Raw genomic sequence first — 14,686 nt, 5'->3', positions numbered from 1 at the left:
TTTAAATATAAATAATGGCTGAAAAAACAATCAGAATAGGAACTCGCGATAGCGAATTGGCACTTTGGCAAGCACACACTGTCGAGAAAAAACTTAACGACTTAGGTTATAAAACCGAAATTGTTGCGGTAAAATCTACGGGCGATATTATTCTTGACAAACCGCTGTATGAACTCGGAATCACAGGAATTTTTACCAAAACTTTAGACATTGCCATGATCAATGGTAGTGTTGATATTGCTGTTCACTCGATGAAAGATGTTCCAACGGCTTTACCAAAAGGTATTGTTCAGGCTGCGGTTTTAGAAAGAGCCAATGTTTTGGATATTTTAGTTCATAAGGGAAATCCTGATTTCGCAAATCCAAGTACGATTGCAACCGGCAGTTTGCGTCGTCAGGCACAATGGTTTAATAAATACCCAAATCATACTGTAGTTGATTTACGTGGAAATGTAAACACACGCATGCAAAAATTACAAGACAATAACTGGGACGGAGCTGTTTTTGCCGCTGCAGGATTGGAGCGCATTAACCTTAAACCAGGAAATTATATCGATCTTGATTGGATGATCCCGGCGCCGGCACAAGGAGCAATGTTAGTTGTGGCGATGGAAAATGACAATTATACTTTAGACGCACTTTCTCAATTAAACCATATTGAAACTGAAATTTGTACTTATATCGAACGTCAGTTTTTAAGAACGCTGGAAGGCGGCTGTACCGCGCCAATCGGGGCTTTGGTAAAATATAATGAAACCGAAGATACGCTGCATTTTCAAGGTGTTTTACTTTCTGTAGATGGAAAACAAAAGCTCGAAATTGAGAAAACGGTTGACATTTCAGAATGGAAAAAACTAGGGTTTTTCGCTGCTCAGGAAATTTTAAATAACGGCGGAACTGAATTGATGGCGTCAATTAAAGAATCTCTAAAAAAATAATGGCAAAATCAATTCAAATATTATCTACAAAAAAGCTGTCGGGCGAGCAAAAACAAGCATTGGTAAAAGCCAATCTTGAAGTTCTCGAAGCTGATTTTATTCAAACCCAAAACAAATCTTTCGAATTAAAAGACATTAACGAAAATCTGATTTTTACAAGTCAAAATGCGGTTCACAGCGTTTTAGCTGATCCAAATTCGGAAAAACTTAAAAGTAAAAATGTCTTTTGTGTGGGTTTAAAAACCAAAATCCTTTTATCTGAAAGCGGATTCAATGTTGTGGCATATACAGGTTATGCTTCAGATTTAGCCGAAATCATAACTTTAATTTATCGCAACGAAAGTTATACTTTTTTCAGCGGAAATCTTCGTAGAGAAACGTTACCGCAAGCATTAAAAGATGCCGACGTGAAGTTTAATGAAATTCAGGTTTATGATACGGCATTAACGCCTCAGAAAATAAAAACTGCCGTTGACGGGATTTTATTTTTTAGTCCTTCCGGCGTTGAAAGTTATTTGAAAGACAACACGATTAAGAAAGAAAAGTGCTTTTGCATTGGAGAAACCACCGCAGAAGCTTTACATAAAATTACAAAAAACATCATTATTGCAGATCAGCCAACGGTTGAAGACGTGATTGAAGATGTAATTGTTGAATACAGCAATAAGCTTTAAGCCTTAGGCCATAAGCACAAAAATTTATATAGCAATACGCTTTAGGCTTTAAGCCGTAAGCAAATAATAAAACAGAAAACAACGCTTAAAGCCTAAAGCTTAAAGCCTAAAGCAACAAAAAAATGTTAAAAAACGACCTATTTTTAAAAGCATTAAAAGGAGAAACTGTTCAACGTCCACCAGTATGGATGATGCGTCAAGCCGGAAGATATTTACCGGAATTTATTGCTTTGCGTGATAAATACGATTTTTTCACCCGTTGTCAGACTCCGGAATTAGCAGCAGAAATCACCGTGCAACCGATTCGCAGAATTGCTCCAGATGCGGCTATTTTATTTTCAGATATTCTGGTTGTTCCGCAAGCAATGGGAATCGAAGTTTTGATGAAAGAGAATTTTGGTCCGTTTTTACCAAATCCAATTCGTTCGTTGGCAGATGTTCACAGAGTTTATGTTCCGGATATACAGGAAAGTTTAGGTTACGTAATGGATGCTATTAAATTGACTAAGGAAATGCTGAACGACGAAGTGCCATTAATTGGTTTCGCTGGTTCGCCATGGACAATCTTCTGTTATGCGGTTGAAGGAAAAGGTTCTAAAAGTTTTGATACTGCAAAAGGTTTCGCTTTCTCAAATCCGGCTGCAGCACATACTTTATTACAAAAAATTACGGATACAACTATTTTATATTTAAAAGAAAAAGTAAAAGCGGGAGTTGATGCCGTTCAGATTTTTGATTCCTGGGGAGGAATGCTTTCTCCGGTTGATTATCAGGAATTTTCATGGAAATACATCAACCAAATCGTTGAGGCTTTGGCTGATCACGCTCCGGTTATCGTTTTCGGAAAAGGATGTTGGTTTGCTCTTGGCGAAATGGGAAAAAGTAGAGCTTCGGCTCTTGGTGTAGACTGGACTTGTTCGGCTAGAAACGCACGTTATTTGTCTGGTGGAAACATTACTTTACAAGGAAACTTTGATCCGTCAAGATTACTTTCTCCAATTCCAACAATTAAAAAGATGGTTCACGAAATGATCAACGAATTCGGAAAAGATAAATATATCGTAAATTTAGGTCACGGAATTTTACCAAATATCCCTGTTGATCACGCGAAAGCGTTTATTGACGCTGTTAAAGAATACGGGCAATAGTATACAGTTTCCAGTCGCAGTTTTTAGTCTCACTCGAAACTGAAAACTGCAACTGAAAACCATGGCTTAAACCATCATATATTATGACACAAAAGAACATTGATTCTGAAATTGAAAAAGTTAGTCCAAATTTTATCGGATTTAATATACTTGTTCTTTTTTTGTTTATAATCTGGTGGTATAATGTTATTAGTTCTTTTGTTTTTCATAATTATTATTTGTCGGGCGAAAAGCAAATGTTCGAGATGTTTATTTATACCATTGGCTCCTTAGCGTCACCATTGTTATATACTTTTTACATTCTGGCACATATCGACTATAATAAAATTAAAAGGCAGTCATTGTACTTTAAACTTATTGGATTAACCTGGCTTCCAACCATAATCCTTTTAATAATATTTATCTATATTCAATCAACAGTAGATAATCGGGTATATTTTGAATCGAATTAATCACAAATTAAAATGCTCAACAAAGGCCTAAGAGACGAAGAAGCGATTAGAATTGACAATGTCCTGAAAACATTGCGATCACTTGACTTTATACCTCAACCTTTTACAGACGATGCAAAGTTTGATATTGAAAATCAATTAAAAGAATTCGGTTTAAATATTAAAAGTTTAGTAGAATATCAAAATGACGAATTGATTACGTTATTAGTTCGACGTCATTTAGATTTCAATCAATTAGAGCAATTTGCTGATTTTTTGATGGATTTTTCAAAAGTCGAAAACTATAATTTTGAAGATAAAGCTTTGGCCATTTACCAATATATCCAGCAGGAAAGCAAGGTTTTTTCTTTTGGAATAAATGCTAAAATTGCTTCGGCTAAAAACAAATAAACAATGGATATCATTGATTGGAAAATAGAAACGATTAACAATATTCTTGCGGAAGAGTTTTACAACCTCATCGAAAAGAATAAAACCCATATCGAAAAAACTTTTCCAGTTACCTTATCACATTGTTTGGACTTAGAAAAAACAAAGCAGTTTATCGCTTTCAATCAAGATAAAGAAAATCTCGGAGAAGGATATTATTTTTATCCCAGAGATATAAAAACCAACACTTTAATTGGTTATTTATGTATCAAAAGCATCGATAACCAAAAAGCAAAATGCGAATTGGGTTATTTTGTTGATGAAGATTTTCAAGGAAAAGGAATCACCTCAAAAATGGTTTCAGAGACATTAGATTTTTGTTTCAGTACTTTAAACATGAACAAGGTTTTTATCTGCACTTCAAAAATCAACAAAGCAAGTCAACAAATTGCCTTGAAACACAACTTTAAGCAAGAAGGAATATTACGGGAAGAATTCAAAAGTGGTGACGGAACATTAGAAGATGTCGTTTATTTTGGATTACTCAAATCAGAATATAATACTCATGAAAGATAAATTTTACGCATACATACAAAAGTTACAAGACCAAATCTGCGACGGATTAGAAGCTGTTGACGGAACAACAAAATTCCGTGAAGATCTTTGGAAACGCCCGGAAGGCGGTGGCGGAAGAACACGCGTTATTGAAAACGGTACTGTTTTTGAAAAAGGCGGAGTAAACATTTCAGCCGTTCACGGGAAATTACCGGAAGCGATGCAAAAGATGTTTGGCGTTGGCGAAGCAGATTTTTTCGCGTGTGGATTAAGTTTGGTTTTACACCCGAAAAACCCAATGGTTCCTACGGTACACGCCAATTGGCGATATTTTGAAATGTACGATACTTCGGCTTCGCTCAGTACAGGTTCCCCAAAAATAATCGAGCAATGGTTTGGCGGCGGACAAGATTTAACGCCTTATTATTTGTTTGAAGAAGACGCAATACACTTTCATCAAACGTGTAAAACCGCTTGTGACAAACATAATACTGAGTTTTATCCAAAATATAAAAAACAATGTGATGCTTATTTCTGGAATGCACACCGAAATGAAGCACGCGGAATTGGCGGTTTGTTCTTTGATTATTGCAAAGCAAATGACGAAATGTCGATGGAAGATTGGTTCAACTTTGTATCTGAAGTTGGTAATAGTTTCTTAGAAGCTTATGTTCCGATTGTGGAAAGAAGAAAAGATTTAGAATATACGCCAGAAAACAGAAACTGGCAGGAAATCCGTCGTGGCCGTTATGTCGAATTTAATTTGGTTCACGATAAAGGCACATTATTTGGTTTAAAAACCAACGGAAGAATCGAGAGTATTTTGATGAGTTTGCCACCACACGTTCAATGGGTTTATGATCATCATGCTGAAGCAGGAAGTGACGAAGAGAAATTAGTGAATGTGTTAGAAAAACCAATAGATTGGGTTTAGAATGAATCAAATATTCATTTAATACATAGAAACATAGATTTAAATCGTAATTTAGAGACGTTTCTAAAAATCATTCATTTCTCAAATAATATGAGATTATTTGAATGAATCCTTTTTTTTAAACTTTGGTAGTCTATTTAAAATAAAGAAATGAATCTAAAACTGATTTATATAGTGTTTTTGGGAAGCGTTTTTGGGTGTTTTGCTCAAAAGGATTCGCTTCAAAATCCGTATTTTAAATCGTATAATGATAAAATAACGACTAGTCTTTATTATCTGGATACTTCCAACAATTTTGAGATTGGATTTAATTCTGAAGGTAAAAAGAAATATATCGAATTGGTTCCGAATCGTCAGGAACAATTAGGCGTAAGCGTAAACTATCAATTTGTGGATATCAGTTTTGGATTTTCCCCTAAATTTTTTGATGTAAACAAAGACAATTCAGATTCTAAACTATTTAGTTTTAATACCCGCTTCTATTATAAAAAATGGATGCAATCTTTCACTTTTATCAATCAAAAGGGGTTTTATGCCAGTGAAGAAGGTTTTCAGGTTTCTTTTCCGCGAATGCGAACCACTAAAATTGGCGGATCAACTTCTTATGTTTTTAATGATAAATTCTCGTATAAAACATTAGTCAATCAAAATGAATGGCAGACAAAGAGCTCAGGAAGTTTTATTCCGAGCTTCTCATTTTACTACACTAATTTGAATTTAAACAATGAACCAAACTCTTCAAATGGAGATATTTATGTATTTTCTTTGGCCCCCTCCTATTTTTATAATTTTGTAATTAGTGATCGCTTTTTAATTGGATCAGGAATTGCACTTGGAGCCGGAATTAATGACATTGATGGAGATACCTCAGCAGTGTATCAATTAGACCTCAATTTAAAGCTGGCTTATAATACAGATCGTTTTTTTGCTTATGCGAGTTTAAACACTATTAATTTTGCTCAGGACGATGAAGCAGAAGAACGATTGGATGACAACATATCAACTTTAAAACTTAGTATTGGATATCGATTTGACCCTCCAAGCAAAGTAAAACAGGTTTATGAAAAAGTAAACCAAAAAACAGGTTTGTAAATATTTAATTAATCTAATCCCGATTGCTATCGGGGCTAAAATGTAAAATAAAATATTATGGGAAATAGAACTATAAATACGGTACAATTAGACCGTATGCATTCCGGAAAAGGATTTATTGCTGCGTTAGATCAAAGTGGCGGAAGTACACCAAAAGCATTATCGCAATATGGCGTTGATGAAAGCAGTTTCTCGAATGACGAAGAAATGTATACCCTTGTCCATGAAATGAGAACCCGTATTATTAAAAGTCCTGCCTTTGACAGCGAATATATTCTGGGTGCTATTTTGTTTGAAAACACAATGGACCGCAAAATTGACGGACAATGGACTGCCGATTATTTATGGGAGAAGAAAAACATAGTTCCGTTTTTGAAAGTCGACAAAGGACTTGCTGACCTGGCAAATGGGGTACAAATTATGAAACCTATTTCCGGTTTAGATGAATTATTAACACGCGCTGTAGAACGAAATGTTTTTGGAACTAAAATGCGTTCTGTTATTAAAGAAGCAAATGCTGATGGAATTCGCCTTGTTGTTGAGCAACAATTTGCAGTTGGTTTACAAATATTTGAAAAAGGACTTATTCCAATTATTGAACCTGAGGTTGATATTTATAGTGCTGATAAAGAAAAATCAGAAGAAATTTTAAAAGCAGAAATCAAAAAACAACTTAGTTTATTGGACAAAGATGTAAAAGTGATGCTAAAACTTTCGATTCCAACTGTGAATGACTTTTATAAGGAATTAATGTCGGATCCACATGTAGTGCGCGTTGTAGCATTATCTGGTGGATATGGACAAGATGAAGCCAACGATAAACTTTCGCAAAACCACGGGTTAATTGCCAGTTTCTCACGAGCATTATCTGAAGGGCTTTTTGCTAATCAGTCAGAAGATGAGTTTGACACTAAAATAGGCAAAACCATTGCGGCCATTTACGAAGCTTCTATTACATAAAATAATTAAAGCAAAAAAATATAACCGCGTTTACAAACTAGTAAATCAACAATTTATAATCTCAGGGTAAAACCTGAAACCTGAAACTTTAAACAAAAAAACAATGTTCCCATTACAAAGAAACCGCCGTTTAAGAACCAATGAATCTATTCGTTCCTTAGTTCGTGAAACAAGTTTAAGCCCACAAGATTTTATGCTTCCTATGTTTGTGGCTGAAGGAAAAGACGTAAAAGTTGCTATTCCGTCAATGCCAGGAATTTATCGTCATTCGTTAGATAACACGATAAAGGAAGTAAAAGAAGCTTGGGATTTAGGAATCAAAGCGGTTAATATTTACGTAAAAGTAAGCGAAAACCTAAAAGACAATAAAGGCGTTGAAGCCTGGAATAAAGATGGTTTAATGCAACAAACTATTCGCGCGATAAAAGATGCCGTTCCGGAAATGATTGTAATACCTGATGTGGCTCTTGATCCGTATTCGATTTATGGTCATGACGGAATTATCGAAAATGGCCAATTGGTAAATGATGCAACTGTTGATGCTTTAACCCGAATGAGTTTAAGTCATGCAGAAGCCGGAGCTGATTTTGTAGCGCCAAGTGACATGATGGACGGACGTGTTTTCGCCATCAGAAAAGCATTAGAAGAGAACGGACATCATAATGTAGGAATCATGAGTTATAGTGCTAAATATGCTTCGGCATTTTATGGTCCTTTTCGTGATGCTTTAGATTCTGCTCCGGTAGATTCTTTGAATATTCCGAAAGATAAAAAGACGTATCAAATGGATTATGCAAACCGAATTGAAGGAATTCGCGAAGCATTATTAGACGTTGAAGAGGGAGCAGACATCGTAATGGTAAAACCTGGAATGGCCTATTTGGACATTGTTCGTGAGGTAAAAAACGCCGTTCATGTTCCGGTTGCGGTTTACCAAGTATCTGGTGAGTACGCTATGGTAAAGGCCGCAGCAGAAAGAGGCTGGTTAGATCACGACAAGATTATGATAGAGCAACTATATTGCATTAAGCGTGCTGGTGCCAGTATTATCTCTACTTATTTTGCTAAAGAGGCTGCAGTAATCTTAAATAAATAATAATGAAAAAAGTACTATTCTTATCAGCCGTTTTAGCATTTGCCTCTTGTAAAAAAGAAGCAACTGAGAATCCAAATCAAAGCACAACAGAATCATATTCAGAAGGAGAATCGGCGAAAGCCAAAACACCGGAAGATTTAGGAAAAGATATTTTTGAAGGAAAAGGAAATTGTATTTCCTGTCATCAGGTCGATCAAAAAGTAATTGGCCCGAGTATTCAGGAAATTGGAAAAACATACAAAGACAAAAAAGGTGATATTGTAACATTCCTGAAAGGAAATGCAGATCCAATCGTTGATCCGAGTCAGTTTGCGGTTATGAAAACTAATTTTCCGGTAACCCAGGCAATGTCTGATGAAGAATTAAAAGCAATTGAAGCTTACATTTACAGCAACGCAAAGTAATATCTTAAATTATATTAATTACTGCTGACATACTGTTGTCACAGCTCCATTATAAATTTGGAGTAAATAAAATAATTTAAGCAAAATGGATATTCAAAAATTCAACATTATTGGAATTTCGGTTAGAACCACTAACGAAAACGGACAATCAGGACAAGATATTCCGGCTCTTTGGAACACGTTTATAGCAGAAGGAATTCTTGAGCAAATTCCAAACAAAATAGACAATTCAGTTTATTCTGTTTACACCGAATATGAAGAAGATCATACTAAACCTTATACAACTATTTTGGGTTGTCAGGTAGAAAGTTTAGATTTTATTCCCGAAGGAATGACAGGCAAGACTATTGAAAAAGCGACTTACGAAAAATTCACTGCAAAGGGAAATCTCAATGAAGGCATTGTTTTTAATGAATGGATGAAAATTTGGAATTCAGATTTAGACAGAAGTTTTACTTCAGATTTTGAAATTTACGGAGAGAAAGCACAGAATCCTGAAAATGCAGAAGTTGATATTTTCATCGCAATAAATCGATAATAACAAAAACGGCGCTACATTAGCGCCGTTTTTTATTCATATAATATTACCAGATTTTAACTCTCTTATCTGGTTCAACATACATTGCATCTCCTTTTTTGATTCCGAAAGCCTGATAAAAAGCATCTACATTCTCGATTGGAACAACTGCCCTGTACATTCCCGGTGAATGCGGATCTGTTTTAACCTGACTTTTTATTGCCTCATCTCGTGACTTTGTTCTCCAGACTGTTGCCCAGGAAATAAAGAAACGTTGTTCCGGCGTAAATCCGTCGATTAAACCCGGATTTCCATTTGCTTTCAAATACAATTGCAATCCGTCATAAGCAGCGTTTATTCCGCCTAAATCTCCAATATTTTCACCTAAAGTAAATTTACCATCTACGTGAATTCCCGGTAACGGCTCTAAAGCGCTATATTGATCTGCAAGCTGTGTACCAAGTGCTGTAAATTGTTTCAAATCATCAGCTGTCCACCAATCTACAAGATTTCCATCTGCGTTGTAACGCGCACCGGAATCATCAAATCCGTGAGAAATCTCATGTCCGATTACAGCTCCAATTCCACCATAATTTACAGCTTCATCAGCCTGGTAATTGTAGAAAGGTGGCTGTAAAATCGCCGCAGGAAAAACAATCTCATTATAAGACGGATTGAAATAAGCGTTTACCGTTTGTGGAGACATTCCCCATTCTGTTTTATCAACCGGTTTGCCCAATTTAGCCAAACTTTCTGCATAAGCCCATTTTGCTATATTTTTGGAATTATCAAAATAAGTTCCGCCTTCGGCAACATTTTTAAGTTCTAGTTTAGAATAATCTTTCCATTTATCAGGATATCCAATTTTAATGGTCAGTTTCTTCAACTTTTCAATTGCTTTTGTCTTAGTTTCTGCAGACATCCAGGACAAAGCATTGATTCTGTTTTCATAAGCCAACATTACATTAGAGATCATATTCTTTGCTTTATCTTTTGCTTCAGCAGGAAATAATTTCTCTACATACAATTTTCCCAAAGCTTCCCCTGTTGCACCGTTGATTACCTGCAAGGCAACTTCTTCACGAGGACGCTGCTTTAATGCACCTGTTAAAGTTTTTCCGTAAAAATCAAAATTGGCATTTTCAATATCTGTAGTTAAAGTTGAAGTACTTCTGTTTAACAAGGACCATTTTAAATATTCTTTCCAGGTTTCTACTTTATTTTCCGTTAAAGTCTTTTCTAAAGCAATCATATAACGGGGCTGCGATACATTTACGGTATCAATTTTCATCATTCCAATTCCGGTAAAATATTTATCCCACTGAATTGAAGGAGTATTCTTTTTTAAATCGGCAATAGCCGTTGGATTATATTGTTTTCTACGGTCTCTGCGTTCCACACGGTCTAATCTTGGAGCAGATAGTTCAACTTCTAAAGCCAGGATTTGTTTCGCACTTTCTTTTGCTTTTGCCGGAGATTCTCCAAGAAACTGCAACATTCTGGCAACGTGTACTTCATATTTTTCACGTTTTTCTTTTGAATCTTTATCATCAGCATTATAATAATCCTTATCAGATAATCCTAAACCTCCCGGACTTAAGCTAACCGAATTTTTATTACTGTTTTTTGCATCTGCACCTACATTAACGCCAAAGAAGCCAATTCCGCCCTGAGGCTGCATTTCGATAAAGAAATTTTGTAAATCAGTTACATTTTTAATTGCATCGATTTTCTTCAAATAAGGCTGAAGTGGCTTAATTCCATTTTTATTACGCCCTACAGTATCCATAATCGTATTAAACAAAGCAATTGCTTTACCCTGATCTGTATTTGATTTGTACTTAGGATCTTTAGAAGCTTCTTTTAAAATGGCAAGAGCATCGTTATCTGTTTTTTGACGTAATTCATTAAAACTTCCCCAGGAATTTCTATCACTTGGAATTTCGGTTTTGTCTAACCATGCTCCATTTACATAACGGAAAAAATCCTGTCCCGGACTTACTTTCGTATCCATATTGGCTAGATTGATTCCGGGTTCTTTAGGTTTTGCGGTTTGCGCCTCTATAGTAACGCAGCAAAGCATTGCTGAAAATGCACAAAACACAGATTTGTTAAGCTGTTTTATCATTTTTTATAGTATTTAGTATATACACATTGGTGTCAATTTGAAACATTTTGTTACAAATTTTCAATAATTCATTTGAGATTGTGATGAAATGAAAGCAGATATTTTAATTCTTAAAACAAAAACGGCGCTATTTAGCGCCATTTTATTAATATTATATTACCAGATTTTAACTCTCTTATCTGGACTTACAAACATTTTATCTCCGCTTTTAATTCCGAAAGCGTCATAAAAAGCATCAACATTCTGAATAGGAACATACGCTCTGTACATTCCCGGAGAATGCGGATCTGTTTTTACCTGACTTTTTATTGCTTCGTCTCTTGTTTTGGTTCTCCAAACGGTAGCCCAGGAAATAAAGAATCTTTGTTCCGGCGTAAATCCATCAATTAGACCAGGGTTTCCGTGTGCTTTCAAATACAATTGTAATCCGTCGTAAGCAGCATTTATTCCTCCTAAATCACCAATGTTTTCACCTAAAGTAAATTTACCATCTACGTGAATTCCCGGTAACGGTTCTAAAGCGCTATATTGATCTGCAAGTGCAGTACCAAGTGCAGTAAATTGTTTCAAATCATCAGCAGTCCACCAGTCAACAAGATTTCCATCTGAATTGTAACGTGCACCAGAATCATCAAAACCATGAGAAATCTCATGCCCGATTACAGCTCCAATTCCACCATAATTTACAGCTTCATCAGCTTGATAATTATAAAATGGCGGTTGCAAAATCGCAGCAGGGAAAACAATTTCGTTATAAGATGGATTGTAATACGCATTTACAGTTTGCGGTGACATTCCCCATTCTGTTTTATCAACAGGTTTGTGTAGTTTTTCAATTCCTTTTTTGAAATCCCATTTTGATAAGTTACGTACGTTTTCAAAATAACTTCCACCTTCGGCAACACCTTTAATTTCAAGAGCCGAATAATCTTTCCATTTATCAGGATAACCTACTTTAATGGTAATTTTATTTAATTTTTCGATGGCTTTCACTTTCGTTTCAGCAGACATCCATGTTAAATTATTAATACGGTTTTGGTACGCCAAAATCACATTATGAATCATATCAGTTGCTTTGGCTTTTGCTTCAGCAGGAAAAACTTTTTCAACATATAATTTACCAAGTGCTTCGCCAATACTTCCGTTTACAACTTGCAGTGCTTTTTCTTCACGAGGCAATTGTTTAATCGCACCTCTTAATGTTTTGCTGTAAAAGTCAAAACTTGCTGATTCAATTTCAGTTGTTAACTGTGATGTTGAACGATTTAGCAAAGTCCATTTCAATAATTCCTTCCATTGCGGAACTTTATTTTCTGTAAAAATAGTCTGCAATGCTTTCATATACTTTGGCTCCGTTACTACAACAGTATCTAATTTTGCCAGGCCAAGACCCGTAAAATAAGCATCCCATTTAATGGCCGGAGTTAATTTTTGAAGATCAGCAACTGTCATTGGGTTGTACTGAAGACGGCTGTCTCTGCTTTCAACACGATTTAATCTTGGAGTTGATAAAGCAGTTTCTAAAGCCAAAATTTCAGCAGCGCTTTGTTTTGCTTTTTCAGGAGATTCTCCAATAAACTGCATCATTCTTGCAACGTGAAGTTCGTATTTAGCACGTTTTTCTTTAGAATCTTTATCTTCTGATGTGTAATAATCTTTATCAGACAATCCTAAACGGCTTACTCCAAGACTTACAGAATTCTTAGAGCTGTTTTTATCATCGGCACCAATACCAATACTAAAGAAGTCATTTCCTCCTTCAGGTTCCATTTCAACCAAATATTTTTGAAGATCAGCAACATTTTTTATCGCATCAATTTTCTTCAAATAGGGTTTTAAAGGTTCGATTCCTCTTTTGTTTCTTCCAACTGTGTCTAAAACAGTATTAAACAAACTCACCGCTTTACCTTGATCCGTATTCGATTTATACTTTGGATTTTTTGAAGCATCCTTCAAAATTGCCATTGCATCTTTGTCTGTTTTTTTAATTAATTCATTGAAACTTCCCCAAGTTGTTCTGTCACTTGGAATTTCAGTTTTACTTAGCCAGGTTCCGTTTACATATTGGAAAAAATCCTGACTTGGACTAATTTTCGTATTCATATACGAAACATTAATACCCGGTTCTTTTGAAGTTGTATCCTGAGCTTTAACTGCAGTAAATGTTAACATTGCAGAAAAGACACAAAATAAGGGTTTGGTAAGCTGTTTGTTCATTTTCGAGTGTATTTTTTGTGTATCTACAAACGTATTGTTAATATTTGGAACTCTATGTTAAAATTTTAGCAATAATTTGGGGTTCATTTTCTAATGCAAATAATTGATCGCAAACATTAAAACAATTCATACATAAATCTCTCTTTTTTAGCAGATATGTGAAATTGTTTTCGGAATATTTGTCTGAAGAAAAACAACAATCGTGAGAGCAAAAATACAGAGTGTTTTTTCAGGAAGAGTCGAAGCTATAGGATTACCAATCTTGGCTTTATGCTGGGTTAGCTTTTTTTGGGGAACTACCTGGCTGGCCTCAAAAGAAGGTGTAAAACATATGCCGGCTTTACAATTGGCCATGATTCGTCAGTTTGTTGGGGGAATTTTATATGTTGGTTATTTTATTATAAAAAGGGAACCCTGGCCAAAAGGCAAACAATGGCGCACGATCTTGATTTTGGCGATTCTAAACTTTTGCTGCAGTAATGGTTTAAGTACCTGGGGCGTTCAATATATTAGTTCAGGATTGGGAGCCATAATTGGCGCTATTTTTCCAATCTGGATTGTTATTATTTGTTTCTTTCAGGGCGAACGTATTGCAAAATTGGCCGTAACCGGATTGTTAATTTGCTTTGGCGGAATCTGTATTATTTTTATGGATCATTTAGGCGATTTCCTGCGGCCTGATTTTCAATTTGGAATCTTCTTATCTATAGTTTCGACTATTACGTGGGCTTTCGGAATTTTACACACTAAGAAAAAAGCAGCGAGTTTTAACCCCTATTTTAGCTTGGGATTGCAAATGCTGCTTTCGAGTTTTATTCTTTTTGGAATTACCGAAGCTGCGGGAATGAATATCTCATTAATCGAAATTCCGTTAACATCCTGGTGGGCAATTGGCTATTTGGTAATTATTGGTTCAATCTTAACTTTTGTTGCTTTTATTTATACGCTGCAACATCTTCCAACAGAAATCAGCAGTATTTATGCGTATATAAATCCGATCGTGGCGATTATTTTGGCCTTTTTCCTCTTTGGCGAACCTCTTAGTCAGGCTATTGTTGTTGGAGTTACCGTAACTTTAATGGGATTATATCTCGTGAATAAATCTATCCGAAAGATTAAAAAATAAAGATTAATATTTATTGCGGTCTTTTTAATGCGAAATGGCACGCGGATGACGCGGATTCGCTTTGCGAAAACACAGA

The 14,686-nt window shown here is 35.5% G+C and carries 14 protein-coding genes; 12 read left to right on the top strand and 2 right to left on the bottom strand.

All coding sequences use genetic code 11. The annotated features are described in order from the left end of the window. Nucleotides 1-14 precede the first annotated feature (14 nt). From hemC to ACZ0AH_RS00865, 11 genes are all read left to right on the top strand, one after another. Complete coding sequence (gene hemC, locus ACZ0AH_RS00915; RefSeq protein WP_463474020.1) at nt 15-938, top strand: hydroxymethylbilane synthase; 924 nt, start codon at nt 15-17, stop codon at nt 936-938. Continuing rightward, the gene (locus ACZ0AH_RS00910; RefSeq protein ID WP_463474019.1) at nt 938-1,612 is read left to right on the top strand and encodes a uroporphyrinogen-III synthase; all 675 of its coding nucleotides are present in this window, start codon (nt 938-940) and stop codon (nt 1,610-1,612) included. The genes hemC and ACZ0AH_RS00910 overlap by 1 nt, the downstream gene beginning before the upstream one ends. 122 nt (nt 1,613-1,734) lie before the next feature. Further along, the gene (gene hemE, locus ACZ0AH_RS00905; protein ID WP_463474018.1) at nt 1,735-2,760 is read left to right on the top strand and encodes a uroporphyrinogen decarboxylase; all 1,026 of its coding nucleotides are present in this window, start codon (nt 1,735-1,737) and stop codon (nt 2,758-2,760) included. Nucleotides 2,761-3,224: 464 nt separating this feature from the next. After that, complete coding sequence (locus tag ACZ0AH_RS00900) at nt 3,225-3,602, top strand: hypothetical protein (RefSeq protein ID WP_463474017.1); 378 nt, start codon at nt 3,225-3,227, stop codon at nt 3,600-3,602. 3 nt (nt 3,603-3,605) lie between these two features. Then, the gene (locus ACZ0AH_RS00895) at nt 3,606-4,157 is read left to right on the top strand and encodes a GNAT family N-acetyltransferase (protein WP_463474016.1); all 552 of its coding nucleotides are present in this window, start codon (nt 3,606-3,608) and stop codon (nt 4,155-4,157) included. Then, complete coding sequence (gene hemF, locus ACZ0AH_RS00890; protein ID WP_463474015.1) at nt 4,147-5,070, top strand: oxygen-dependent coproporphyrinogen oxidase; 924 nt, start codon at nt 4,147-4,149, stop codon at nt 5,068-5,070. Before ACZ0AH_RS00895 ends, hemF begins: the two co-directional genes overlap by 11 nt. Before the next feature lie 150 nt (nt 5,071-5,220). Beyond that, nucleotides 5,221-6,162: a DUF4421 family protein gene (locus ACZ0AH_RS00885; protein ID WP_463474014.1), complete on the top strand. Its 942-nt coding sequence runs from the start codon at nt 5,221-5,223 to the stop codon at nt 6,160-6,162. 72 nt (nt 6,163-6,234) lie between these two features. Beyond that, entirely contained in the window at nt 6,235-7,122 is an 888-nt protein-coding gene (locus ACZ0AH_RS00880) for a fructose bisphosphate aldolase (RefSeq protein WP_463478077.1), read from the top strand. 103 nt (nt 7,123-7,225) lie between these two features. Further along, complete coding sequence (gene hemB, locus ACZ0AH_RS00875; RefSeq protein ID WP_463474013.1) at nt 7,226-8,218, top strand: porphobilinogen synthase; 993 nt, start codon at nt 7,226-7,228, stop codon at nt 8,216-8,218. 2 nt (nt 8,219-8,220) lie between these two features. Further along, nucleotides 8,221-8,622: a c-type cytochrome gene (locus tag ACZ0AH_RS00870; protein ID WP_463474012.1), complete on the top strand. Its 402-nt coding sequence runs from the start codon at nt 8,221-8,223 to the stop codon at nt 8,620-8,622. Between the two features lie 85 nt (nt 8,623-8,707). Beyond that, nucleotides 8,708-9,160 (top strand): GyrI-like domain-containing protein, encoded by a 453-nt coding sequence (locus ACZ0AH_RS00865; RefSeq protein ID WP_463474011.1) that lies wholly within the window; start codon nt 8,708-8,710, stop codon nt 9,158-9,160. A 46-nt stretch (nt 9,161-9,206) separates the two neighbouring features. Here ACZ0AH_RS00865 and ACZ0AH_RS00860 read toward each other — a convergent pair whose 3' ends face one another. Beyond that, on the bottom strand, nt 9,207-11,267 hold the full coding sequence (locus ACZ0AH_RS00860; protein ID WP_463474010.1) for a M13 family metallopeptidase: 2,061 nt from the start codon (nt 11,265-11,267) through the stop codon (nt 9,207-9,209). A 156-nt stretch (nt 11,268-11,423) separates the two neighbouring features. Beyond that, nucleotides 11,424-13,484: a M13 family metallopeptidase gene (locus ACZ0AH_RS00855; RefSeq protein WP_463474009.1), complete on the bottom strand. Its 2,061-nt coding sequence runs from the start codon at nt 13,482-13,484 to the stop codon at nt 11,424-11,426. 202 nt (nt 13,485-13,686) lie between these two features. Between ACZ0AH_RS00855 and ACZ0AH_RS00850 the strand changes: the two genes are divergently transcribed. After that, nucleotides 13,687-14,610 carry a DMT family transporter gene (locus ACZ0AH_RS00850; RefSeq protein WP_463474008.1) on the top strand — a complete coding sequence of 308 codons (924 nt, stop codon included), beginning with the start codon at nt 13,687-13,689 and terminating at the stop codon, nt 14,608-14,610. The last annotated feature ends 76 nt before the right edge of the window (nt 14,611-14,686 follow it).

The sequence above is a fragment of the Flavobacterium sp. AC105 genome (assembly GCF_979258495.1).
This window is presented reverse-complemented; position numbering and strand designations above follow the sequence as displayed.

What these genes read in the sequence shown, in the direction of transcription:
- hemC (WP_463474020.1), top strand. Translation starts at nt 15, where the DNA reads ATGGCTGAAAAAACAATCAGAATAGGAACTCGCGATAGCGAATTGGCA.
- ACZ0AH_RS00910 (WP_463474019.1), top strand. Translation starts at nt 938, where the DNA reads ATGGCAAAATCAATTCAAATATTATCTACAAAAAAGCTGTCGGGCGAG.
- hemE (WP_463474018.1), top strand. Translation starts at nt 1,735, where the DNA reads ATGTTAAAAAACGACCTATTTTTAAAAGCATTAAAAGGAGAAACTGTT.
- ACZ0AH_RS00900 (WP_463474017.1), top strand. Translation starts at nt 3,225, where the DNA reads ATGCTCAACAAAGGCCTAAGAGACGAAGAAGCGATTAGAATTGACAAT.
- ACZ0AH_RS00895 (WP_463474016.1), top strand. Translation starts at nt 3,606, where the DNA reads ATGGATATCATTGATTGGAAAATAGAAACGATTAACAATATTCTTGCG.
- hemF (WP_463474015.1), top strand. Translation starts at nt 4,147, where the DNA reads ATGAAAGATAAATTTTACGCATACATACAAAAGTTACAAGACCAAATC.
- ACZ0AH_RS00885 (WP_463474014.1), top strand. Translation starts at nt 5,221, where the DNA reads ATGAATCTAAAACTGATTTATATAGTGTTTTTGGGAAGCGTTTTTGGG.
- hemB (WP_463474013.1), top strand. Translation starts at nt 7,226, where the DNA reads ATGTTCCCATTACAAAGAAACCGCCGTTTAAGAACCAATGAATCTATT.
- ACZ0AH_RS00870 (WP_463474012.1), top strand. Translation starts at nt 8,221, where the DNA reads ATGAAAAAAGTACTATTCTTATCAGCCGTTTTAGCATTTGCCTCTTGT.
- ACZ0AH_RS00865 (WP_463474011.1), top strand. Translation starts at nt 8,708, where the DNA reads ATGGATATTCAAAAATTCAACATTATTGGAATTTCGGTTAGAACCACT.
- ACZ0AH_RS00860 (WP_463474010.1), bottom strand. Translation starts at nt 11,267, where the DNA reads ATGATAAAACAGCTTAACAAATCTGTGTTTTGTGCATTTTCAGCAATG.
- ACZ0AH_RS00855 (WP_463474009.1), bottom strand. Translation starts at nt 13,484, where the DNA reads ATGAACAAACAGCTTACCAAACCCTTATTTTGTGTCTTTTCTGCAATG.